Below are 23,140 nucleotides of genomic sequence, written 5' to 3'. Positions count from 1 at the left end.
TTCGGCAGCGATCAGTGGACGAAGACGGCCACGAGGACGTTGATGACCGCGAAGGCGAACGTCAGGTGCGCCATCGTCGCCGAGGGGTTCTTCACCGCCGTCGCCGCAGCACCTTCGGAGGGGGTGCCTGCAGTGAAGTCCTTCTGCTTCCTGTTGCCGATGAAGGCGAAGACAGTGACGAGGATCGCCATGACAAGCTTGATGCCGAGCTTCATATGGTTGACGTCGCCATCGCCCATCTCGGCCAGACCCATGAGCAGCAGGCCGGTGACCAGCTGCAGATAGGCGCCGTGCAGCATTCCGGGCATGACTCTGGGGGAGCGGATGACGGTGAAATAGCCACCGACGATGATGGCCATACCCAGCAGATGCAGGGTCAGAAGAATCTCGCGTAGAATTTCCATAGAGTTAATCGTAGTGGCATGATGGTGTCTCGTGAGCGCGGGCCCTCTACTGGTGCACGCTGTTCCGCCCTGGTGTAATGGCAGCACGCCGGCCTTTGGAGCCGTGCAGTATAGGTTCGAATCCTATGGGCGGAGCTGGCCCAATCCGACATGCGAAGGATTCAACTATGTCGCAGACTCGTCCGACCGCCGTCATCGTTCTCGCCGCGGGCCAAGGCACCCGAATGAAGTCTTCTCTTCCCAAGGTGATGCATCCCCTCGGCGGTCGTTCCCTGCTCCATCATGCCGTCTCGGCTGCGGCCGGCACCGCTCCCGAGCATCTCGTCGTCGTCGTCAGACATGAGCGCGAGCGGCTCGTCTCTCACCTCGACTCCCTGCCTCTGGCCGCGGAGCGCTCGCTGCTCATCGCCGATCAGGACGAGATCCCGGGCACCGGTCGCGCCGCCGAATGCGCGCTCACCCGGCTGCCCGAGGACATCAGCGGCACGGTCGTCGTCACCTACGGTGACGTGCCCCTGCTCACCGCGGAGACCATCGACGGCCTCGTCGAGGCCCACGAATCCTCCTCCAACGCCGTGACCGTCCTCTCTGCCGAGGTCGATGACCCGACCGGCTACGGCCGCATCGTCCGCGACGCCTCCGGAGCCCTGCTGCGGATCGTGGAGCAGAAGGACGCGAACGAGGACGAACGCGCCATCAGCGAGATCAACTCGGGAATCTACGCCTTCGACGCCGACGCCCTCAAGAAGGGCCTGGCATCCCTGACGACCGACAACGTGCAGGGCGAGAAGTACCTCACCGATGTCATCGGATTCTCCCGTGAGGCCGGCCTGCCCGTGGCCGCCAGCGCCACCGATGATCTGTGGCAGGTCGAAGGCGCCAATGACAGGGTGCAGCTGGCGAACCTGGGCAAGGAGCTCAATCGCCGCCAGTGCGAGAGATTCATGCGAGCCGGAGTGTCCATCATCGATCCGGACACCACCTGGATCGATGTCGACGTCTCGATCGCCGAAGACGTGACGATCCTGCCCGACACCCAGCTGCTCGGTGCCACCGACATCGCCACCGGCGCCGTCGTCGGCCCCTCCACCACGCTCAAGGACACCGAGGTGGGGGCCGGGGCGCACGTGGTGCGCACCCATGGCGAACTCGCCGTCATCGGCGCCGGAGCGGATGTCGGCCCCTTCGCCTATCTGCGTCCGGGCACCCGCCTCGGCGAATCCGGCAAGATCGGCACTTTCGTCGAGACGAAGAACGCGGACATCGGCGCCGGCGCCAAGGTTCCCCACCTGTCCTACGTCGGTGACGCCGAGATCGGCGAGGGCACGAACATCGGAGCCGCTTCGGTGTTCGTGAACTACGATGGGGTCAACAAGCACCGCACCGTCGTCGGCAAGCATGCACGCATGGGCTCGGACAACATGTATGTCGCCCCTGTCACCGTGGGCGATGGCGCCTATTCGGGTGCGAGCACGACCGTGCGCAAGGATGTCCCTGCAGGAGCGCTGGCCATCTCCGTGGCTCCGCAGCGCAACCTGGAGGGCTGGGTCCAGACAAATCGTCCCGGCACGCTTGCGGCGCAGGCGGCCGAAAACGCATCCGAAGGGGAACGGATTAGTGAATGAGATAACGACGGCGGGCGATAAGAAGCTCGTCCTGGTCAGCGGTCGGGCGAATCCCGAACTCGCCGAACAAGTCGCGGAGAATCTGGGGACCGAGCTCCTCCCCACCGACATCTACAACTTCGCCAACGGAGAGATCTACGTCCGGTACTCCGAGTCGGTCCGCGGCAGTGACGTCTTCGTCCTCCAGTCGCACTGTGCGCCCATCAACGAATGGCTGATGGAGCAGCTGATCATGGTCGACGCCCTCAAACGCGCCTCGGCCAAGCGGATCACCGTCATCGCCCCCTTCTTCCCGTACGCGCGCCAGGACAAGAAGCACCGCGGACGCGAACCCATCTCCGCCCGTCTCGTGGCCGATCTGTACAAGACGGCCGGCGCCGACCGCATCATCACCGTCGACCTGCACACCGCGCAGATCCAGGGCTACTTCGACGGCCCGGTCGACCACCTCATCGCGATGCCGATCCTCGCCGGCTACGTCAAGGACAAGTATCCCGGCGAGCTCGCCGTGGTCTCTCCCGACGCCGGTCGCATCAAAGTCGCCGAGAACTGGTCGAACTCGCTGGGTGGGGTGCCGCTGGCCTTCATCCACAAGACCCGCGACATCACACGCCCGAACGAGACGAAGGCCAACCGCGTCGTCGGTGAGGTCGAGGGGCGCACCTGCGTCCTCGTCGACGATATGATCGACACCGGCGGCACCATCGTCCAGGCCGCCGACGCCTGCATGGCCGCCGGCGCGAAGGGCGTCATCGTCGTGTCCACTCACGCAGTGTTCTCCGGGCCCGCCGTCGAACGCCTGTCGAACTCCGTGGCCGAAGAGGTCATCGTCACCAACACGCTGCCGCTGAGCGAGGACAAGGTGTTCGACAAGCTCACCGTGCTCTCGATCGCTCCGCTCATCGCCCGTGCCGTGCACGAAGTCTTCGAGGACGGATCGGTCACCAGCCTGTTCGAGGTCTGAGAGACTCTCCTCTCCGGGCAGGGGACTGCGCCGGTGGGACACGGGCCCCGAGTCGATGATCGGCTCGGGGTCCCGTCGTCTTCGGGGTCGTTCTACACTGGAGGCAACACCTAAGCGAAGGGATCCGCGACGATGTCGTCTCACGATTACAACCGGTACCGGGTGGACGTGGAAGGCGGGCAGCTGTCCGTGGGCGTCTGGGAACCCGTGGCCTCCGGGCCCGGACACGTGCCGACGGTGTGCGTCATCCACGGCATCACTTCGAACCATCTCTTCTTCGCCGGACTCGTCTCCGCTCTGCCCGGAGTCCGCGTCATCGGCCCCGACCTGCGCGGCCGGGCGGATTCCCGGACCCTTCCCGGGCCGTTCGGCATGCGTGCCCACGCCGAGGACGTCCTCGCCGCCGTCGACGCCTTCGCTGAGGACGGGCCCGTGACTCTCGTCGGGCACTCCATGGGCGGATTCGTCGCGATGACTCTGACCGGACTGAGCCGCCGCACCGGAGCCGAGGCGGTCCGACGCTTCCGCGGCCCCGTGCTCATCGACGGCGGCCTTCCCCTGCCCGTGGGACACTCGGGCGGCGGAGAGCCCGTCGATGACCTCAACGACGAAGACCTCGACACCGATGATCTCATCGCCGCAGTGCTCGGACCCGCCGCGGAGCGGCTGTCGATGAGCTTCTCGACGGTCGAGGAGTACCTCGCGTTCTTCGCCGCTCACCCCGCATTCGTCGACGGTCTCGACACCGTGGCCACAGAGAGCTTCGTCTACGACCTGGCGGCCAAGGACGATCATTCCTTCCAGCCCTCGACCTCGATCGAGGCGATGCAGGCCGACTCCGCCGATATGTACACCGGAACCGACTACCGGGAGGCGCTGCAGACGATCATGGGAGACGAGGAGTCGCAGTCCGAGGTCGTCTTCCTCTACGCCGAACGCGATCTCGTCGCCTCGGAGCCGGGACTCTACCCGCCCGAGCTCGTGTCCGACTACGCGCGACAGTGGCCGCATCTGAGGGCGATCGACGTGCAGGGAACGAACCACTACGACATCCTTCTGACGGAGACCGGCATCGACACCTGCGCCGCTGCCGTCGGCGACCGACTTGGTGCCGCGCCGGACGGTGCCGTAGAATAGCCTGGTTGCCTCGGCGAGGGAGACCCCGGTCTCCGTGATCGACGCGGCCGACGTCCCACGAACTGCGCGAACCGATCGGATTCGACGGTCGACGGTTCGCAGCGGATCCAGGCTGTTTCGCCGTGGTGCTCGAAGGTAAGTTCACCACGAAGGAGAGAAAATGGCTGACTTCAAACTTCTGGCCGAAGCTCGCAGCGAGTTCGGCAAGGGCGCAGCGCGCCGCATCCGCCGCTCCGGCCGCATTCCCGCCGTCATCTACGGTCACGGCGGAGACCCCGTGCACGTTTCGCTCGAGGGCCATGCCACCATGATGGCGCTCAAGCACGCCAACGCCCTGCTCGAGATCGAAAGCACCGACGGTGCCAAGAACGTTCTGGCCATCGCCCGTGACGTGCAGATCGAGCCGGTGCGCCGCGAGATCGAGCACCTCGACCTCATCATCGTCAAGCGCGGTGAGAAGATCGAGGTCGACGTGCCCGTTCACGTCGTCGGTGAGGCCGCACCCGGCACCATGGTGTCGCAGGAGGAGTCGACCATCGCCGTCAAGGCTGATGCGACCAAGCTCCCCGAACTCATCGAGGTCACCGTCGAGGGACGTCCCGCCGGTGAGCACGTGCTCGCAGGCCAGGTCGAGCTGCCCAACGGCGTCGAGCTCGTCGCCGACGAGGAGCTGCTCATCGTCAATGTCTCCGAGGAGATCGAGATGGATGTCGAGTCCGACGCCGAGGAAGAGGGTGCCGACGCCCCGGCCGAGGCAGAGGCCGCCGACGAGAAGGCGGATGCGGAAGCGGGCTCCGAAGAGGAGTGAACCCATCTCGGCACAGCACCTCGGTGCTGTGGTGAGCGCAGACTGAATACGGATTTCGGTGGGTCGTCGATCGGGCGGCCCACCGAATCCGTATCCGTCCGGGGCTTCTCGGACACCACCGGTCCCGGCCGGGCAGCGGACACAGATGAGCGGAGGACGGCAATGACGAACGAGGCATGGTTGGTCTTCGGGCTGGGCAATCCCGGCCCGAAATACGAAGCGACCCGTCACAACATCGGACAGATGGTCATCGTCGAACTCGCCTCGCGGATCGGGACCTCGCTGACGCGGACGAAGCTGCGGTCGAACGTCGGAACCGGCCGACTGCCCACGGGCAGCACACCGGGACTGCCCGGCCCGCGTGTGATCGTGGGCACCTCGACCGGCTACATGAACGACTCGGGCGGCCCGGTGCGACAGCTGGCCGACTTCTACGGCATCGCCACCGAGCGGATCATCGCCGTCCACGACGATGTGGACATCCCCTTCGACGCCATCAAGGCCAAACTCGGCGGGGGAGAGGGCGGGCACAACGGTCTGCGCTCGATGACCTCGGTGCTGGGGACGAAGAACTACCTGCGCGTGCGAGCGGGAGTCGGACGTCCCTCGGGGCGACAGGACACCGCCGACTACGTGCTCCGGCCGTTCTCGAAGGAGGAGCGGACGACACTGCCGATCTTCGTCTCCGATCTCGCCGACGCCGTCGAGATCCTCATCAATGACGGGCTGGAAGCAGTGCAGCAGAAGTTCCACTCACGCTGACGGTCTGACCATCGCAGCCGAGCGGAGGGGGCTCACTTCCTGCCAGCCGGTTTCTGCCGCCTGCGGTGGAGGAGCCAGGCGGCGAAGACGCCCCCGGCGAAACCGAAGAGATGCCCCTGCCAGGAGATGTCATTGGCCTGCGGCAGCATGCCGAAGACCATGGAGGCGCCGTAGGTGATGAAGATGAAGAAGCCGATCGCGAAGTAGACGATCTTGCGCAGAACATCATCGGTGAACCAGGTCCGCACGGCCAGGTAGCCGAAGAATCCGAAGACGATGCCGGAGGCGCCGACGATGTGCTGACCCGGCAGGGTGGTCAGCCACGCTCCGAGACCGGAGCTGAGCGCGGTGATGCCCGTGACCTGCCAGAATCGCCGCGACCCCTCGAAGGCGATGACGATGCCGAGGACGAGGAACGGGAATGTGTTGGCCACGAGATGGCCGAATCCGGAATGGAGCAGAGGCGAGGTGACTAGACCGTAGAGGGAGAGCGGGTTCCATGACTGCAGGCTGAAGGCGTCGAGACCGAGCGGGAGGACGGTGTCGACGATCTCGACTGCCCACATGACGGCCAACAGCACGAGCACCGGGACGAACCGCGACAGGTGGTGGTTGCGATCGACGCTGGTGTTGAGGTGCGCCACGGGTGGGTGCGAGGCACGACCGGACTGGGGAGAGCCGACGTCGGAGGCATCGGAGCCGAAGAGGATTCGGGCTTCCTCTGCGGAGAAACGGGGGGAGTGGTTGGAACTCATGCTCCAATTGTGTGCGATGAAGATTGGAGAACCCCGAAAAATCGGGGTTGTCGGATAAACGTGACCGTACCGTTAGTCCCGTTATCCGTCCGAAATGTTCTCAGCCCAGCCGTCGGTGGTCGCATCCGCTCCGCGGCCGCGGTCACGGCCGATTGTCGGCCCCGGTCTCAGCCGGTCCGAGTGCCCACCCGCGTCGAGCCGAGAGACTTGCCTTCGGCATCGAGCGCTTCCACCACGATCGTCGACCCGTGCGGAGTGATGTCGGCGGCGGTCTCGAACCCTGTGCGCTCGACCTCGGCGTTCTCAACGAGCTGGTCCTCGCCGTCGCCGCTGAGGATCCTCCAGGAGGCGACTTCGGTGGCGCCGTTCCAGCTCATGTGGATGCGGGTGACCCCGGCTCGGGGCTCGGACTTCGTCGCTGTCGGCGGTGCGGACGGCTGGGCATGCCAGTCGAAGCGGTAGGCACGGTAATTCGAGCCGCCGGTGAAGGTCAGGTCGGTGAGCAGCTTCCCGTCCTCGGAGAACTCCGAGACATAGGGCTGCGAACCCCAGCCGATCACGACGTTGCCGTTGTCGAGCTCCTGCAGATTGCCCTGACTGCCCGAGGACCGATCGTCGGGCGCAGGATACTCGGTGACCACCTCGGCGCGTCTGTGCTTCTCGTCGACGTCGAGACGCAGACCGCGGGTGTCGCCGAGCCGCGGTGCGGCATGGTTGTCGAAAAGTGTCAGTGTGCCGTCGGCGCGACGCTGGGCGTCGTGCTGCCACGCGAAGGTCGCCCCCTGACCCATCTCGAAGTCCGAGGCCTTGCCTCCGAGGACCCAGTTCAGCTCCGCCGTCTTCCGATCGAGCTGATAGACGGCATGCGTATTGCGGGCCGAGACGAGAAGTGCTGAGCCGTCATCGTCCTCGCTGACCGAGTTGAGGTGGATGTAGTCGAAGGGCTCGTCCTTCGTGCCCTCGCCGTCCTTGAGCTCGGCCTCGGTCTGCTCCACCGGAACGTCGTCGAGAGAACGCCATTCGACGAGGGGTTCGCCGGTGGCGATGTCGACCTCCTGAGCCACGCCCTCCCAGACCCAGCCGTCGTCGTCTCCGCCGATCTCGCTGAGGTCGGCCTGCGTCTTGACATAGGAGAGCAGGAACATGGTGTCGTCATCGGTGATCGTCGTCTCGTGCAGATCCGATGTGTCCTTGGCCAGCTCGCCGCCCATGCCCACCCGCGCGATCTCCTCATAGGAGGAGTTGAGGACGACGACCTCTCCGGCCGTGTGAGGGGTCTCGGCCAGGCCCTCCCACCAGGTGAGCACGGGCTGGTCCTGATATTCCTGGACGCGCAGATCCCACAGGGTGCCCGAATTCTCGCGCACCCAGACGGGGTCGCCGGCCGCATCGAGGATGAGCCCGCCCACCCAAGACTTGTCGTCGGTCTTCGTCTGCCCCTTCGGGGCCAGGAAGGTCTTGAGATCACCGTTGTCGTCGGGGAAGGCACCGGAGTCGATGTCGACCTTCGGCGGTGCGAGATCAGGCCGGGTGTGGAAGTCCCAGCGTTCGGCGATCTCGACGTCGTCGTCGGCATCGCTGGTGCAGCCTGTGAGCAGGAGTGCCGTGGCGGCCAGTCCTGCCAGGAGGGTTCTCATCATGGCCATGCACTCATCCTCACACGTTTCCGTCGCTTCCGCTCGGTCTCCCACCGCGGCGGGGCGGACGTGGGTGTCAGGTGCGTGGCCTAGAATGTTCGGGTGCTCAACGGACTCGATCTCACACGCCAGAATCCCACCATCACCGGACTCGTCGAAGCCTTCAACGATCCGAGCACGAGCGGTGGGACGATCGATGCGATCAAGGGACTGTGGCCCTCGATCCTGCGCCGGACCGTCACCGCCGCTGCGGCCGCGTCATCGGGTCAGGACGAGGGTGAGGGAAGGATTCGAGCAGCGGATGCCGCGGCCTCGGCGCCGCAGCTCATCGTCACCGCCACCACACGTGAGGCCGAGGATCTCGCCCAGGCGCTGGCCGACTGGGTGCCCGCCGCGACTATTGCGATCTTCCCCAGCTGGGAGACTCTGCCGCACGAGAAGCTGTCGCCGCGATCGGACACCGTCGGCCAACGGCTCGAGGTGCTGCGTCGCCTCACGCATCCTCGCACCGACAGGGAACTGACCTTCATCATCGCTCCCGTCCGGGCCTTCCTCCAGCCCTTGGCGAAGGGCCTCGGCGACATCGCTCCGGTGGAACTGGCGGTCGGCGACGAATGCGAGATCGACGAGCTGTCCGAACGGCTCACCGAACTCGCCTATTCGCGGGTGGACATGGTCTCTCGGCGAGGCGAGTTCGCCGTGCGCGGCGGCATCGTCGATATCTTCCCGGCCACCGCGGAGCGGGCGCTGCGTGTGGAGTTCTTCGGCGATGAGGTCGACGAGATCCGCGAGTTCTCGGTCAGCGATCAGCGCTCCGTTCCCGCGGACGACGAGGCGGATCCTCTGCGCCTGTCGGCACCGCCGTGCCGAGAGCTGCTCCTGACCGACTCGGTGCGGGCCAGGGCGGCCGAACTCGCCGAGACCGTGCCCGGTGCGGCCGATATGCTCGAGAAGATCGCCGGCGGAGTCGCTGTCGAAGGCATGGAATCCCTCTCCGCCGTCCTCGCCGACGGGATGGAGCCGATCATCGCGCTGCTGCCGGCCGAGTCGAAGATCATCATCACCGAGCCCGAGCGCGTCGAGGCTCGGGCGGCGGACCTCGTGGAGACGACGAACGAATTCCTCGAAGCAGCCTGGACCGGAGCCGCGGCTGGGGGAGAGTCGCCGATCGACCTCTCCGCCGCGAGCTTCCGCACGGTGGCCGAGATGGAGGAGGGCGCTCGCCTCATCGGCCTGGCGTGGTGGGAGATCGGCGGTTTCGCCGCCGATGAGGAACTGGCCGGTCCCGAAGAGAACATCTTCGCCGTGCCGGCTCGAATCCCAAAGGGATATGCCGGAGACGTCGAAGCGATCCTGGCTGACGTCAAGGGACTCATCCACGACAGATGGCGCATCCTCGTCCTCACCGAGGGGCCCGGCCCGGGCAGGCGGATGGTCGAGGTGTTCTCCGAGGCCGGTGTGCCTGCGAGCTTCGTCGACGACCCCACAGATCTGCCCGAAGCCCTCGTGACCGTGACCACGGCGGCGTCCTTCGGCGGCTTCGTCTTCGACGATCTCAAGCTCGCCGTTCTCACCGAGGCCGATGTCCTCGGGCGGGCTGCGGCCACCTCGACGCGGGACATGCGGCGTCTGCCCACCCGACGCAGGCGCAACCAGGTCGACCCGCTCAACCTGGCACCGGGTGACTACGTCGTCCACGATCAGCACGGCGTCGGTCGGTTCGTCGAGATGACGCAGCGGACGACGGGAAGGGGCGCGAACAAGCACACTCGCGAATACCTCATCATCGAATACGCCCCGGCCAAACGGGGCCAGCCCGGGGACCGGCTCTATGTTCCCAGTGATGCGCTCGACCAGGTCACCCGATATGTCGGCGGGGAGAGCCCGAGTCTCAACAAGATGGGCGGCGCGGATTGGCAGACGACGAAGGCCAAGGCGCGCAAGGCCGTCAAAGAGATCGCCGGAGAGCTCATCCGCCTCTATTCGGCGAGGCAGGCAACGGTCGGACACGCTTATGGGCCGGACACTCCGTGGCAGCGGGAACTCGAGGACGCCTTCCACTACGTCGAGACCGCCGACCAGCTGACCACTATCGACGAGGTCAAGTCGGACATGGAGAAGACGGTGCCCATGGACCGTCTGATCTGCGGCGATGTGGGCTACGGCAAGACAGAGATCGCAGTCCGCGCCGCGTTCAAGGCGATCCAGGAAGGCAAGCAGGTGGCAGTGCTCGTGCCGACCACGCTGCTGGTCCAGCAGCACTATGAGACCTTCGCCGAACGCTATTCGGGGTTCCCCGTCACCCTCGGCGCGCTCTCACGGTTCCAGACCAAACAGGAGTCCGAGAAGGTCAAGGAGGACCTGGCGGCCGGTAAGCTCGACCTCGTCATCGGCACCCACCGGCTGCTCAGCGGTGAGGTGAGATTCAAGGAACTCGGACTGGTCATCATCGATGAGGAGCAGCGCTTCGGTGTCGAGCACAAGGAGACGCTCAAGGCCCTGCGGACCAATGTCGACGTGCTCGCGATGTCGGCGACCCCTATCCCGCGCACCCTGGAGATGGCCGTCACCGGCATTCGCGAGATGTCGACCCTGGCCACGCCGCCGGAGGAACGGCATCCGGTTCTGACCTATGTGGGCAGACGTGAGGACAAGCAGATCAAGGCCGCGATCCGCCGTGAGCTCATGCGCGAGGGGCAGGTCTTCTACATCCACAACCGGGTCCGGGACATCGAGGCCGTGGCCGGGCACATCGCCGAGTTGGTGCCCGAAGCCAGGATCGCCATCGCCCACGGAAAGATGAATGAGTCTCGCCTCGAACAGGTCATCGTCGATTTCTGGGAGAAGAAGTACGACGTGCTCGTGTGCACCACGATCGTCGAGACCGGCATCGACATCGCCAATGCCAACACCCTCATCATCGACAATGCCGACCGCTACGGACTCTCACAGCTCCACCAGCTGCGCGGACGGGTCGGGCGCGGACGGGAACGCGCATATGCGTACTTCCTCTACCCGCCGGACACACAGCTGACGGAGACCGCTCACGACCGCCTGACGACACTGGCCGCGCACACGGAGCTGGGTGCCGGAATGCAGGTGGCGATGAAGGACCTCGAGATCCGCGGTGCCGGCAACCTGCTGGGCGGCCAGCAGTCCGGTCACATCGAGGGCGTCGGATTCGATCTCTACGTCCGCCTCGTCGGCGAGGCGGTGGCGAAGTTCCGCGGCGAGGACACCGAGCCCGAGGCTGACATGCGGATCGAACTGCCCGTCGACGCCCACCTGCCGGCCGAATACGTCGATCATGAGCGGCTGCGCCTCGAGGCCTACCGGAAGCTCGCGGCGGCGACGAACGAAGCCGAACTGCAGGAGGTCCTCGACGAACTCGTCGACCGCTACGGGCCCTACCCCGACGCCGTGACCGTGCTCGCCGACGTCGCCCGGCTGCGCATCCGCGCGCGTGCATCCGGCGTCAGCGACATCGTCGTCCAGGGCAATTTCATCCGCTTCGGGCCCCTCGAGCTGGCCGACTCCCAGGTGGTCAGACTCAAACGGCTGTACCCGAAGTCGCTGCTCAAGCCGGCGCTGCGGTCGGTGCTCGTGCCCAAGCCGATGGCGGGAACCGGATTCGATGCGAAGGAGATGACCGATTCGGACATCCTGCGCTGGGCCCACCAGTTCCTCGACGCGATCGTGCCTGTCGTCGAGTCCGAGGCAGCGGCCCCGGAGCAGAGCTGAGAAGGCTGTGCGAATCCGCTTCGGCACCGCCGGCAGACTGCAGACGTAGCGTAGAGTGCGCAGTGCGGAGCAGACCGCAGTGATCGATGAACTATCCTCAGCAATCGATGAAGGAGAGATGTCATGGGCGTTGACGACAGGTTCCAGAATAAGGCCGAAGACCTCGGCGGACGAGCCAAGGAGACCATAGGCGACATCACCGATGACGACGAGCTGAAGGCCGAGGGAGCAACCGACCAGCTCAAAGCCAAGGCCAAGGACGTCGGCGAATCCGTCAAGGACCTCGGAGACTCGGTCAAGGACAGATTCTCGAAGTGACCATTCCGGCCCTCACCGCATCTGCGGTGGGGGCCGTTCCTGTCAGCAGGAGGACGATTCAGCAGGAGGACGTTGCGTGGACGAGCCCACAACGGGGCAGGTGGTGGCGGCGATGGCGACTCTGCGGCAACGCTGCCCATGGTCGAGCAGGCAGGACCATCGCAGCCTCGAGAAGTATGCTCGCGAGGAGACCGAGGAGCTCATCGAGGCGCTCGAGGACTTCGGAGCCGCACCGACGGCGGACAATCGTGCGGCAGTGGTCGAGGAGCTCGGGGACGTGTTCTACCAGGTGCTGTTCCACTCCGCGCTGCTCGACGAGAGCGGAGGGCACGACTACGGGCACAGCCTCGGCGTCATCATGGACGGTCTGGAGGAGAAGCTCGTCCGCAGACACCCACTGGCCTTCGGCGACGATGCCGGCAACGAGATGGCTTCGCTCGAGGACGTGGAACGGGAGTATCGCCGAATCAAGGCGGAGGAGAAAGAGGAGACCGCGCGGCGGGGACAGGAAGGGCAGCGATGAGTCTGGAGCGGCTCCCGATCGAGGGCACGTTCAATTTCCGAGACCTCGGAGGCGCTCGCACCCGGGCGGGGGATTCCGCAGTGCGTCGCGGGATCGTGTTCCGTGCCGACGGACTGGCCCAGCTGACCGACAGCTCGCGTGCCGACATCCGTGCTCTGGGCATCGGGACCGTCATCGACCTGAGGGACATCGGCGAGCGGGCGAAGCTTCCCGATGCACTCGAGGGACTGGGGGTGGAACGGATCGAGCTGCCCGTCTTCGACGACCACTTCTTCCCCAGCCGACCGATGAGCGCCGAGGAGATGAAGGCCGCTGCCGAGGCGACCGGAATGGACCTCAGCGATCGCTCGCTGAGCCGGATCTACGATCTCATGATCACCCATTTCGGGCACAGGCTCGCGCTGGCCGTCGACACCGTGGCCGAACACTGTGCCGAGGGTGTGGTCTTCCACTGTTCCGCCGGCAAGGACCGGACCGGGGTGGTGGGGGCGTTCCTGCTCGACCTCCTCGGGGTGGGACGCGAGGAGATCATCGACGAATACGCGATCACCTCGACCCATCTCTCCGGGGGCTTTCTGCAGTCGATCACCCGGAACTTCGCCGATGCCGGCATCTCCGGCAACCTCGCTGAGACCGCCACGGCCTCCCCTCCCGAACTCATGCACGGAATCCTCGAACGGCTCGAGGCCGAGCACGGGGCCGCCTCGGCGGGGGAGGATGGAGCCGACAGTGCGGTGGAAGACTATCTGCGCAAGCACGGAATGGATCCGGCGACACCCGAACGGCTGCGTGCCCGCCTGCTCGGACCCGCGGACTAGATCCCGGACCAGAAGTCTGTGCATCGGCGGGCCCGAGTACTCGCGCAAAAAGCGTTCGTGCCGTGTCGGGCGAGAAGGAAGTGAGCCCGGACCCCCGGTGCATTATGCTGATCCGCAGGCACATGTTCCCCATGTGAAACCAAATGTGAAGGAGTACTCAGTGGCTGAGATCGTTGCCGCAAACGCCCGTGAAATCCTGGATTCCCGGGGAAACCCCACCGTCGAGGTGGAAGTGCTGTTGGCCGATGAGTCCGTCGGTCGGGCCGGAGTCCCCTCCGGTGCCTCCACCGGCGAGTTCGAAGCCGTCGAACTGCGCGACGGAGATCCGGAACGCTACCTGGGCAAGGGTGTCACCCAGGCCGTCGACGCCGTCGTCGACGAGATCCACGAGGTCATCGTCGGCCTCGAGAGCGACGATCAGCGTCTGGTCGATCAGGCTCTCATCGAACTCGACGGCAGCGACAACAAATCCCGCCTCGGTGCGAATGCGATGCTCGGCACCTCGCTGGCGGTGGCTCGGGCGGCAGCGGTCTCGGCCGATCTGCCTCTCTACCGCTACCTCGGCGGACCGAACGCACACGTCATGCCCGTGCCGATGATGAACATCCTCAACGGCGGATCCCACGCCGACTCGAACGTCGATATCCAGGAATTCATGATCGCCCCGATCGGTGCCGCAAGCTTCCATGAAGCGCTGCAGTGGAGCGTTGAGGTCTACCACGCGCTCAAGGGCGTGCTCAAGGAGCGTGGCCTGTCCACCGGGCTCGGCGACGAGGGCGGATTCGCTCCGAACCTCGACTCGAACGCCGCGGCGCTCGACCTCATCATCGAGGCCATCGACATCGCCGGTCACCGTCCCGGACGAGATATCGCCGTCGCCCTCGATGTGGCCTCCTCCGAGTTCTACAGCGACGGAGTCTACGAGTTCGAAGGCGGCAGGAAGACGGCCGAGGAGATGGCCTCATACTACGAGGAGCTGCTGGCGAAGTACCCGCTGGTGTCCATCGAGGACCCCCTCGACGAGAACGACTGGGACGGGTGGGCGACGCTCACCGAAACGATCGGTTCGAAGGTCCAGCTCGTCGGCGACGATCTGTTCGTGACCAACCCCGAGCGTCTGCAGCGCGGAATCGACAACGCCACCGCGAACTCGCTGCTGGTCAAGGTCAACCAGATTGGCACCCTGACCGAGACTCTCGACGCCGTCTCCCTGGCGCAGACGAACGGGTACACGACGATGATCTCGCATCGTTCGGGCGAAACCGAGGACACGACGATCGCCGATCTCGCTGTCGCCACGAATGCCGGTCAGATCAAGGCCGGCGCACCGGCACGGTCCGAGCGGGTCGCTAAGTACAACCAGCTGCTGCGCATCGAAGAACAGCTCGGTGACGCCGCACGCTACGCCGGCCGCAAAGCATTCCCGCGCTTCGAGGCCTGAGCCGGCGGCCCGGACCGAGGGTTCGGAACCGGGCACCGGTTGAGCTCGCCGAGGCGGGGTCGGACGATCAGCAGCGATCGCCGGCCCCGCCTCGACGTTCCTGGCGATAGGGCGCTGCGGCAGCCCGTGAGGTCGAGCATCCGCCACCGCTGCCGTCGCTTCCGAGCCGGAGCAGAATCTTCGAGCGCTGCTGGCATTCCGCACCGCTGCTTCGGGAAGAGACGGCATTTGCGGTGAGGGATCAGGCCTGTATCTTCTGTGCGGCCCGGATGGCCCGCCTGATCTCTTCGAACTTCGCCTCCTGAAACAGCTCCTTCCAGCTGATCCGCACCACCCGCCAACCGCGGTCACGCAGCCACTGCTCGCGGTGGCGCTCCCTCTCGAGCTCCTCCCGGGGAACTCCCGACCCGAGGTAGAGCTTGCCGATGCCGTCTATCTGGACGATCAGCCGTGCCTCTTGGTGGCGGAAGTCGACGCGGACGTCCGAGTGCAGGGACTCGGCGCGGAACATGATCTGCGGTTCCATTCCCGTGATGCCGTGTTGGAAGAACCTCACCGCGGCAATCGACTCGGCGGGGGACTCTCGACGAGGGTCGGAGAGATCGATCGCCGACCTGACCTTCGAGACGTTCCTCTTCTCCAGGCACTGTGCGAGAGTCTCGAAGGTCTTGGTCTTGCTCGTCAGTCCGCGGCGCAGCGCATCGTCGAGCATGGCCACGGAGATGTCGAGGTTGTAGCTGCGTGCGACGTCGATGAGTGTGCGCTCGAGGGTCGTCACCTCGGCGCCTCCGATGGTGGTCCGATGCGAGCGAGGGATGCGACTGCCGCGGACGTGGATGCTTTTGAACCGACGGTTGATGCCGGGGCGGACGACCTCGACCTGATGGGTGACGGGGTAGGCGACGGGAAGGCTGTGCATGAGGGCCGCTGAGATGTGTGAGAAGACCTCTGGCGGCGGATTCGATTTCCCTGCGTCGGTCAGTCGGTCGGAACGCTGGGCGTAATGAGCCATCACCGAGGCGTTGAGCTCTTCCACCTGGTCGCGCATGTCGCCGTGTTCAATGAAGACCTGGTGCACCTTCTCATCGATGCTGGCCCACAGAGGTCGGTGGAAGTCCTGGTCGCAGACATGTCTGACGAGGTACGTGCCCCTCGACAGCCGGCGCAGACAACAGGAACGGGCGCGTCTGATATCGCTGTGGTTGAATCCGAGCCGGACGATCTCTTCGGTACTCACTAGTTTGTACATGGATACAAAGTGCATCAAACTACATGAAAGCGCAATGGCAGCGTGCCTGCCTGTGGATAACCCTGTGGATGACTGTTCGTCGTGTGCGAAGAGTCTGAACGGCATGACGTATGTGACGGGACCAGTCCCGCGCGCCACGCACCCGCAGCGTCGAAACATCGTGCAGGAACAAGAGGTCATGGTGCCGATGGTGATGGGTGCCTCAGTACGTGTAGGCGAAGCTGCTCGTGCGAGGGTGTACCGGCAGCGGTGCGGAATCGAACACGCCATGAGGGCGAAATCCTCGCGCTGCGTGTGCGGACACGGCAGACTTGGAGATGTTGCGACACCCTTCCCCGATCCCCGGTCGCAGAGGAAAGAAGCATGGTCCCGAGCAAGCCCAGAAGAAGTGCCCCGAAATCGGCTCCTGGCAAGGCCTCCCCTCGTCGACGCCCGAAACCGGTCGTCGAAGCCGATGCCTCCGCTGACGTGCACCGGCACCGCATGTCCTGGCGCACCGGAATGTTCCTCGTCGTCATCGCCATCGTCCTCTTCGCCTTCCTCGCGCCTTTGAATTCCGCGCTGAAGCAGGCCCAGCAGATCGCTGCGCTGAACAATGAGATCGAGACCACGCGCGCCGAGGTCAAGAGCCTCGAGAAGAAGAACGAGAACCTCAAGGATCCCGAATACATCAAGAGGAAGGCCCGGGCGGACCAATACTACGTGGAGAAGGGCAAGAACGCGGTCATCGTGACCAACCAGGAGGCCGTCGACGAGGAGTCCGAGTCGGATCGGACGGTTCGCAAGCAAGCCTGGTACCTTGAATTGCTGGAGTCGATTCAAGAGGTCGGCAATACCGTGGAGAAGAGCTGATGATCACAGAGTGCACCGAGGCGGATTTCGCGATCCTGAAGGACCAGCTCGGCCGCATTCCCCGCGGAGTCGTCGGCATCGCCGCCCGCAGCGGCTCCGGTGAGCCTCTCGTCGTCGCGACGGCTCCGCGACTCGAGGACGGCACCCCGTTCCCGACGACCTACTACCTCACCCATCCGGCCTATGTGGCGGAATGCTCTCGTCTGGAGGCCTCGGGGATCATGGCCGAATGGACAGCCGAGCTCGGCGACGACGAGGAGCTCGCCGGCGAATACGCCGCCGCGCACCGAGCCTATCTGGCCGTCCGGTCGGAGATCGGCTCCGCAGCGGGTCTCGCGGAGGTCGAGGAGATCAAGGACTACTCGGCCGGCGGTATGCCCAGTCGGGTCAAATGCCTGCACGCGCTCGTCGGCCATTCGCTCGCCGCCGGTCCCGGAGTCAACCCGATCGGGGATCGCGCGCTGACGTTCATGGACGATGTGCCGCCGGTGGCCGAGACGGTCGCCGAGCCCGCTTCCCGGGCCGAGACGGACGCGCCCGGGCGTGCGGACGTCGCCGAGGCCACCGCCCCCACCGAATCGACTGACTAGGACCCGACCATGCGTGTTGCTGCCCTCGACTGCGGAACGAACTCCCTGCGCCTGCTCGTCGCCGATGTCTCCGCCGACGGCGCACTCACCGATCTTCGCCGCGAGACCAGGATCGTCCGTCTCGGCCAGGGCGTCGATGCGACGGGCGAGTTCGCTCCCGAAGCTCTGGAGCGCACTTTCAGCGCGGCAAGGGAATTCGCCGAGGTGGCTGCGGAGTATGAGCCGGAGAAGCTGAGGTTCGTCGCCACCTCTGCCAGCCGTGACGTGAAGAACCGCGATGAGTTCTTCGCCGGCATCTTCTCGATCTTCGGCGTCGTCCCCGACGTCATCACCGGCGATGAGGAGGCGCGACTGTCCTTCCTCGGGGCCACCGCCGAGCTCGGCCCAGCAGACGGACCCTTCATCGTCATGGACCTCGGAGGCGGCTCGACTGAGCTCGTCCTCGGCACAGAAGACGTCGAGGCGGCCGTGAGCATGGACATCGGATCCGTGCGCCTGACCGAACGGCACCTGCCTGTCGAGACCCCTGACGACGAGCAGATACGGGCGGCGATCGCAGACATCGATGCCCAGCTCGACCAGGCCGCGCAGATCGTCGACTTCTCGGCCCCGCGCACCTTCATCGGAGTCGCCGGCACCGTCACCACTGTCACGGCAGGCGTTCTCGGCCTCGGCAGCTACCAGCGAGAACGCATCCACGGTGCCCGCATCAGCGTCGCCGACGTCGACCACGAGGCCCGGCGGCTGCTGGCGATGGACCGCCAGTCCCGTGCGGATCTGCCGTACATGCACCCGGGGCGCGTCGACGTCATCGGTGCAGGCTCCCTGCTCTTCGCCCGCATCGTCGCACGGATCGACCGCGCGGTGACCGAGGCCGGCGGTGAGCTCGGCATCCGCATCTCTGAGACCGACATCCTCGACGGGACAGCGCTGGATCTCGCGCTGACGCGGTCGTGAGAGCGGCAGCCAGACTCGCCGCCGTCGCCTTGCTGGTCCTCGGGCTCGTCGTCGGCACCACGCACCCGGTCATCGCTGCGCCCAAAGCCGGGCCCGGTCAGTGGTTCATCAAGGACTACGGCATCGACAAGCTCTGGAAGACATCCACCGGCAAGGGCGTCAAGGTCGCCGTCATCGACTCGGGCGTGAACGCCGACCATGAAGACCTCGGCGGTGTCGTCGGCAAGTCCAAGGACTTCAGCGGACTCGGCAAGGACGGCAAGACTCCGATCGGTGGGAAGACGACGATCCACCACGGCACCGCAGTCGCCGGAGTCATCGCCGGGAAGGGGACCGGGGCGGGTCCGATCGGTGTCGCCCCTGATGCGACGATTCTCTCGGCGTCGATGTGGCTGGGCCCCGACCGGCCGAAGGAGTCCGGCTCAACCCGCGAGCAGGCCGACAAGGCCATCCGCTGGGCCGTCGACTCCGGGGCGAAGGTCATCAACATGTCCCTGGGGTGGGACGATCCGGGGTGGCCGGAGAGCTGGGACAAAGCCTTCTCCTATGCCTACAAGAAGGATGTGCTCGTCGTCGCCTGCGTCGGAAATGCCTCCCAGGGCGCGACCCAGGCCTGGTCTCCTTCGACCGTGCCTGGGGTCATCGGCGTCGGGGGGCTGGACAAGAAAGGCAAGGTGCTCGAGGACTCCACCGCTCCGGGCACCGCTGTCGACCTGATGGGGCCGGCCGAAGACATCCCGATTCCGTACTACAGCGGAGGCTACGCAGAGGGCCAGGGCTGTTCCTTCGCCTCGCCGATCGTCTCCGGAGTCGCGGCCCTCATCCGAGCGGACGACCCGAAGCTCAGCGCCGATGAGGTGAGAGCGAAGCTGCAATCGAGCGCGAAGCCGGTCTCCGGACACAAAGGAGTGAGCAAGAAGGGTGATCCGGATCCGATCGTCGGATGGGGCCGTCTCGACCCGAAGGCCGCGCTCAAGGCCGAAGTCCCCGCGAAGGTGCCCTCCGCGGAGAAGCAGCTGGAGGACTGGGTGAAGATGCACCGCCGCGGGGAAGCGAAGGCGAAGGAGACCGAAACCGCGTCGCCGGACGAGAGCGAGAGTCCGCAGGCCGTTGCACCCATGGACATCGCCTCCTCGCAGCCGACGCCCACACTCGGCTTCGTCGCCCTCGGGGCGGGTGCTTTGGTTTCGGTGGTCCTCATGGTGGCCTCGCTGCTCTCCTTCGCCCGCCGCAGACGCTGATTCCCCGGTCCGGGACAGCTCTGATCTGGGTGTTCGAAGCCTGTGGAGAAACAATTAGTGAAAGTTTTCACAAGGGTCTAGCATGGGAATATGGCACTCATCAGAAACTCAAAACTGCGTCCACGAATCCTCGTCGTCGGTGGCGGCTACCTCGGCCTGACCACCGCCCAGAATCTGCTGAAGAACCTCGGCCGGGGCGAAGCCACCGTCACCGTGGTCGACCCCAACCCGTATATGACCTACCTGCCGTTCCTCCCCGAGGTGGCAGCCGGTTCGATCGAGCCCCGCCACGCCGTTGTGCCGCTGCGTCGCAACCTGCCGGGCGCCGAGGTCATCACCGCGAAGGTCACTTCGATCAACCACGCCGAGAAGTTCGCCACCATCGAACCCGAGAACGACGAAGCATTCGAGCTCGACTACGACCACATCGTGCTCGCCGCCGGTTCGGTCGCTCGTGCGCTGCCGATTCCGGGTCTGAAGGAGAACGCGATCGCGCTCAAGCGCATCGAAGAAGCGGTCGCGCTGCGCGATCACTTCCTCTCCCGTCTGGCCGATGCCTCACTGATGGAAGACGACGAGGAACGCCGCAAGGCTCTGACCTTCGTTTTCGTCGGCGGCGGGTTCGCGGGCATCGAGGCTCTTGCCGAGCTCGAGGACATGGTCCGCTCGGCCATCGCCCAGTACGAGACGCTGACCGAGGCCGATGTGCGCTTCGTCCTCGTCGAGGCTGTCGACCGTGTCATGCCGGAGGTCGGCGAAGCTCAGGCCCGCTGGGTCGTCGAGCACATGCGTGAGCGCGGAATCGACGTCTACCTCGAGACCTTCCTCCAGGACTGCACCGATAAGCACATCAAGCTCTCCAACGGTGAGGAATTCGACGCGGACACCATCGTATGGTCGGCCGGCGTCAAGGCGAATCCGGTGCTCATCGACTCCGATCTGCCGATCAACGAGCGCGGCAACGTCACCGTCCGCGCTGACCTGCGGGTCGAAGGCGATGACGGCGTCGTCGAGGGTGCCTGGGCCGCCGGTGACAACGCCGCAGTCCCCGACCTCTCCGGCGGCGGCGTGGGCGGCTACTGCGTGCCCAACGCCCAGCACGCAGTGCGTCAGGCTCCGGTTCTGGCCGCAAACGTACTCGCTGCGCTGCGCGGAGAGACCGAATTCAAGCAGTACTTCCACAAGACGATCGGCACCGTGGCGGGCCTCGGTCTGTACAAAGGCGTCTCGCAGATGGGCGATTTCGAGGCTCGCGGTCTCCTCGCCTGGCTCATGCACCGCGCTTACCACGGCTACGCCATCCCGACCGTGGACCGGAAGGTCAAGGTCTTCGGCAACTGGTTCTTCAACGCCATCCTCGGACGGGACACCATGCCGCTGGTCGATCTCGACGTTCCGCGCAAGAACTTCGTCGAGGCCGCGAACTCGAAGCCGGCACCGAAGAAGGAGTCCGCGAAGGCCTGATCTCAGGCATTCGCAGCCGGTGCCATCCGGTATCCAGCCCTGATGAGGCGAAAGCGCCGGGGATGCAGTCATGCATCCCCGGCGCTTGCCTATTCAGCACCCTCTGCGTCAAGCGCAGCCACCGTCAAGTCCAGTCTGCGTCTGTGAAAGGCGCCGGCGACGGCAGGGCACGCTTTGCCCCCGCCTGCGGGAGCCCGGCTCAGTTCGCGACGGTGAACCGGGAGTCGATGTGCTTCGGATCGAGGATCTCGTCGACCATGGCCACAGCGAAGTCCTCTGCGGAGATCGAGTCGCCGGCCGGAACGTCGAGTTCGCTGGTATAGATGGCGGTGCGTTCGCCCGGTGCGATCTCCGGGGCGGGGGAGATGAGCGTCCACGGCGAGGGATTCGCCGAGCGCAGCAGCTCGAGTGCCTTCGTGCCGGTCTCGGACTCGGCCTTGTAGGCGGGCGGGAATCCCGGAGTGTCCTTGAGCATCACATCACCGACGAACAGCGACCCCGCACCTCCGACGACGAAGAGACGGGTGTCGCCGCTGGCCTTCGCCAGAGTCGACAGGGCATCGAGCCATTCCTGGTGGTCCCCGCCGGTGCGGCTGGGGCCGGTCGTGGACACGATGACATCGTGAGTGGCGGCCATCCGGGCGGCGAGCTCGGCATCGGACATATCGCCTGTGAGCGAACCAGCCGCATGGGGGACCTCGGTGCCGGAGCGGGTGATGGCAGTGACCTCGATTCCGCGGGAGGCCGCCTCGGCGGTGACGCGTGATCCGATCATGCCCGATGCTCCGAAGAGTGCGATCTTCATCTGCTTCCTTTCGTATGGCATCGCAGATGCGATGCGTGGAGTCGTATGCCGACATGATCACAGTATCTTTGAGATATCGAGTACCTCAAAGATACTATTGGATCATGGCCATGAGAGTTCACTGGGAAGGCGATGCCTTCGACCCCGAATGCCCGACCCGGATCGTGCTCGACCGGGTCGGGGACAAGTGGACGGTGCTCATCGTCGATGTCCTCGACGCCGGCCCGAGGCGATTCAGCGAAATCCGTCTGGCCATCGGCGGGATCACTCCGAAAGTGCTCACCTCGACGCTGCGCTCCCTCGTCGCAGACGGGCTCGTCGACCGAGAGGTGTATGCCGAGACTCCGCCGCGGGTGGAGTATTCGCTGACCGAGCTCGGGCGGTCCCTGCAGGAGCCCGTCACGGCATTGCGCCAGTGGGCAGAGGCGAATGTCGCGGCGATCGCCGGGAATCGGAATCGTCACGAGGAGAGGACCGCTCGCGTCTGAGGACTCGGACGACGAGGATCGCGGCGATGATCAGCCGCGGGTGAGCTCGCCGAGAACGGCGACGAACTGGCGCAGACGGCCGGCGACTCGGTAGACGCGAGGGGTGCCGGAATAGACCCAGTTGTTCGTGATGAGCGAGGCGCTTGCACCATTGGTCGCCTGCTTGAACTCCTTCACGTCGAGCGTCGCTCGGGTGTCGTCGATGAGCCGCCGACGCAGCTCGTCGGTCATCTGAGTCCAGTGGTCGGCCGCTTCGAAGTCGACCTCGACCCAAGCGCCGTCCTGCTCACGGCAGGCGAGTGGTCGGGAGGCGATGACACCGGTGATCTGACGAGTCTGCGAAGTTCGACCGGAGGAGTCCGGGGTGGCGGCCGCGTCCACGATCACAGCCGGTCCCGGGAGCACCTTCGAATCATCGAGAGCGGGAATTCCCTGATCTGCGAACTCGTCGATTCGCTGTGGCTCGAGGCGCCTGTCGAGAAGAAGGATGGACATGAGTCGATCATGCCCCAAACGGGGCCGGGAAGCGAGGAGCTGGGAAGGCGCCCCAATGTGCGGTCT

At 65.5% G+C, this 23,140-nt stretch carries 22 protein-coding genes and 1 tRNA gene; 17 read left to right on the top strand and 6 right to left on the bottom strand.

Annotation, left to right across the window (positions count from 1 at the left end; all coding sequences use genetic code 11):
- Positions 1 to 11 precede the first annotated feature (11 nt).
- Positions 12 to 404: a hypothetical protein gene (locus IIE29_RS11745; protein WP_209325427.1), complete on the bottom strand. Its 393-nt coding sequence runs from the start codon at positions 402 to 404 to the stop codon at positions 12 to 14.
- A 63-nt stretch (positions 405 to 467) separates the two neighbouring features.
- Between IIE29_RS11745 and IIE29_RS11740 the strand changes: the two genes are divergently transcribed.
- The 6 genes from IIE29_RS11740 (at position 468) to pth (ending at position 5,700) form a co-directional block, all read left to right on the top strand.
- Positions 468 to 539 (top strand) — tRNA-Gln (locus tag IIE29_RS11740).
- Between the two features lie 32 nt (positions 540 to 571).
- Complete coding sequence (gene glmU / locus IIE29_RS11735) at positions 572 to 2,029, top strand: bifunctional UDP-N-acetylglucosamine diphosphorylase/glucosamine-1-phosphate N-acetyltransferase GlmU (RefSeq protein WP_209325426.1); 1,458 nt, start codon at positions 572 to 574, stop codon at positions 2,027 to 2,029.
- A complete protein-coding gene (locus IIE29_RS11730; RefSeq protein WP_209325425.1) occupies positions 2,022 to 2,993 on the top strand; it encodes a ribose-phosphate diphosphokinase in 972 nt (323 codons plus the stop codon). The genes glmU and IIE29_RS11730 overlap by 8 nt, the downstream gene beginning before the upstream one ends.
- Positions 2,994 to 3,125: 132 nt before the next feature.
- Positions 3,126 to 4,130 (top strand): alpha/beta hydrolase, encoded by a 1,005-nt coding sequence (locus tag IIE29_RS11725; RefSeq protein ID WP_209325424.1) that lies wholly within the window; start codon positions 3,126 to 3,128, stop codon positions 4,128 to 4,130.
- Between the two features lie 160 nt (positions 4,131 to 4,290).
- Positions 4,291 to 4,938, top strand: a complete 648-nt coding sequence (locus IIE29_RS11720; protein ID WP_209325423.1) for a 50S ribosomal protein L25/general stress protein Ctc — start codon at positions 4,291 to 4,293, stop codon at positions 4,936 to 4,938.
- Between the two features lie 162 nt (positions 4,939 to 5,100).
- Complete coding sequence (pth, locus tag IIE29_RS11715) at positions 5,101 to 5,700, top strand: aminoacyl-tRNA hydrolase (RefSeq protein ID WP_209325422.1); 600 nt, start codon at positions 5,101 to 5,103, stop codon at positions 5,698 to 5,700.
- A gap of 32 nt (positions 5,701 to 5,732) precedes the next feature.
- Here pth and IIE29_RS11710 read toward each other — a convergent pair whose 3' ends face one another.
- Positions 5,733 to 6,455, bottom strand: coding sequence for a rhomboid family intramembrane serine protease (locus IIE29_RS11710; protein WP_209325421.1), 723 nt, complete (start codon positions 6,453 to 6,455; stop codon positions 5,733 to 5,735).
- A gap of 167 nt (positions 6,456 to 6,622) precedes the next feature.
- Positions 6,623 to 8,101 carry an arylsulfotransferase family protein gene (locus tag IIE29_RS11705; RefSeq protein WP_209325420.1) on the bottom strand — a complete coding sequence of 493 codons (1,479 nt, stop codon included), beginning with the start codon at positions 8,099 to 8,101 and terminating at the stop codon, positions 6,623 to 6,625.
- A 93-nt stretch (positions 8,102 to 8,194) separates the two neighbouring features.
- Here IIE29_RS11705 and mfd point away from each other — a divergent pair, with 93 nt between their 5' ends.
- The 5 genes from mfd to eno all read left to right on the top strand — a co-directional run bounded on the left by mfd (position 8,195) and on the right by eno (position 14,933).
- A complete protein-coding gene (gene mfd, locus IIE29_RS11700; protein ID WP_209325419.1) occupies positions 8,195 to 11,833 on the top strand; it encodes a transcription-repair coupling factor in 3,639 nt (1,212 codons plus the stop codon).
- Positions 11,834 to 11,956: 123 nt separating this feature from the next.
- Positions 11,957 to 12,151, top strand: coding sequence for a CsbD family protein (locus IIE29_RS11695; protein ID WP_209325418.1), 195 nt, complete (start codon positions 11,957 to 11,959; stop codon positions 12,149 to 12,151).
- Positions 12,152 to 12,227: 76 nt separating this feature from the next.
- The gene (locus IIE29_RS11690; RefSeq protein WP_343071887.1) at positions 12,228 to 12,674 is read left to right on the top strand and encodes a MazG nucleotide pyrophosphohydrolase domain-containing protein; all 447 of its coding nucleotides are present in this window, start codon (positions 12,228 to 12,230) and stop codon (positions 12,672 to 12,674) included.
- The gene (locus IIE29_RS11685) at positions 12,671 to 13,492 is read left to right on the top strand and encodes a tyrosine-protein phosphatase (RefSeq protein WP_209325417.1); all 822 of its coding nucleotides are present in this window, start codon (positions 12,671 to 12,673) and stop codon (positions 13,490 to 13,492) included. The genes IIE29_RS11690 and IIE29_RS11685 overlap by 4 nt, the downstream gene beginning before the upstream one ends.
- A 160-nt stretch (positions 13,493 to 13,652) precedes the next feature.
- Complete coding sequence (gene eno / locus IIE29_RS11680; RefSeq protein ID WP_209325416.1) at positions 13,653 to 14,933, top strand: phosphopyruvate hydratase; 1,281 nt, start codon at positions 13,653 to 13,655, stop codon at positions 14,931 to 14,933.
- 241 nt (positions 14,934 to 15,174) lie between these two features.
- Here eno and IIE29_RS11675 read toward each other — a convergent pair whose 3' ends face one another.
- Complete coding sequence (locus IIE29_RS11675; protein WP_246475904.1) at positions 15,175 to 16,197, bottom strand: DUF559 domain-containing protein; 1,023 nt, start codon at positions 16,195 to 16,197, stop codon at positions 15,175 to 15,177.
- A gap of 348 nt (positions 16,198 to 16,545) precedes the next feature.
- On the opposite strand from IIE29_RS11675, the gene IIE29_RS11670 reads away from it, so the two are divergent.
- The 5 genes from IIE29_RS11670 (at position 16,546) to IIE29_RS11650 (ending at position 21,286) form a co-directional block, all read left to right on the top strand.
- Entirely contained in the window at positions 16,546 to 17,034 is a 489-nt protein-coding gene (locus IIE29_RS11670) for an FtsB family cell division protein (RefSeq protein WP_209325415.1), read from the top strand.
- Positions 17,034 to 17,624, top strand: coding sequence for a DUF501 domain-containing protein (locus IIE29_RS11665; protein ID WP_209325414.1), 591 nt, complete (start codon positions 17,034 to 17,036; stop codon positions 17,622 to 17,624). The genes IIE29_RS11670 and IIE29_RS11665 overlap by 1 nt, the downstream gene beginning before the upstream one ends.
- Positions 17,625 to 17,633: 9 nt before the next feature.
- A complete protein-coding gene (locus tag IIE29_RS11660) occupies positions 17,634 to 18,581 on the top strand; it encodes a Ppx/GppA phosphatase family protein (protein WP_209325413.1) in 948 nt (315 codons plus the stop codon).
- Positions 18,578 to 19,822: a S8 family peptidase gene (locus tag IIE29_RS11655; protein ID WP_209325412.1), complete on the top strand. Its 1,245-nt coding sequence runs from the start codon at positions 18,578 to 18,580 to the stop codon at positions 19,820 to 19,822. The genes IIE29_RS11660 and IIE29_RS11655 overlap by 4 nt, the downstream gene beginning before the upstream one ends.
- Positions 19,823 to 19,912: 90 nt before the next feature.
- Positions 19,913 to 21,286, top strand: coding sequence for an NAD(P)/FAD-dependent oxidoreductase (locus IIE29_RS11650; RefSeq protein ID WP_209325411.1), 1,374 nt, complete (start codon positions 19,913 to 19,915; stop codon positions 21,284 to 21,286).
- A gap of 199 nt (positions 21,287 to 21,485) precedes the next feature.
- On the opposite strand, the gene IIE29_RS11645 is transcribed toward IIE29_RS11650, so the two are convergent.
- Complete coding sequence (locus IIE29_RS11645; protein ID WP_209325410.1) at positions 21,486 to 22,091, bottom strand: NAD(P)-dependent oxidoreductase; 606 nt, start codon at positions 22,089 to 22,091, stop codon at positions 21,486 to 21,488.
- Between the two features lie 110 nt (positions 22,092 to 22,201).
- Between IIE29_RS11645 and IIE29_RS11640 the strand changes: the two genes are divergently transcribed.
- Positions 22,202 to 22,579 (top strand): winged helix-turn-helix transcriptional regulator, encoded by a 378-nt coding sequence (locus tag IIE29_RS11640; RefSeq protein WP_209325495.1) that lies wholly within the window; start codon positions 22,202 to 22,204, stop codon positions 22,577 to 22,579.
- 30 nt (positions 22,580 to 22,609) lie between these two features.
- On the opposite strand, the gene IIE29_RS11635 is transcribed toward IIE29_RS11640, so the two are convergent.
- The gene (locus tag IIE29_RS11635) at positions 22,610 to 23,074 is read right to left on the bottom strand and encodes a hypothetical protein (RefSeq protein ID WP_209325409.1); all 465 of its coding nucleotides are present in this window, start codon (positions 23,072 to 23,074) and stop codon (positions 22,610 to 22,612) included.
- Between the last annotated feature and the right edge of the window lie 66 nt (positions 23,075 to 23,140).

Source organism: Brevibacterium renqingii (assembly GCF_017808095.1).
Taxonomy (GTDB): Bacteria; Actinomycetota; Actinomycetes; order Actinomycetales; family Brevibacteriaceae; genus Brevibacterium; species Brevibacterium renqingii.
Note: the sequence above shows the minus strand (reverse complement) of the source record. Positions and strands in the feature narration are given on the sequence as shown.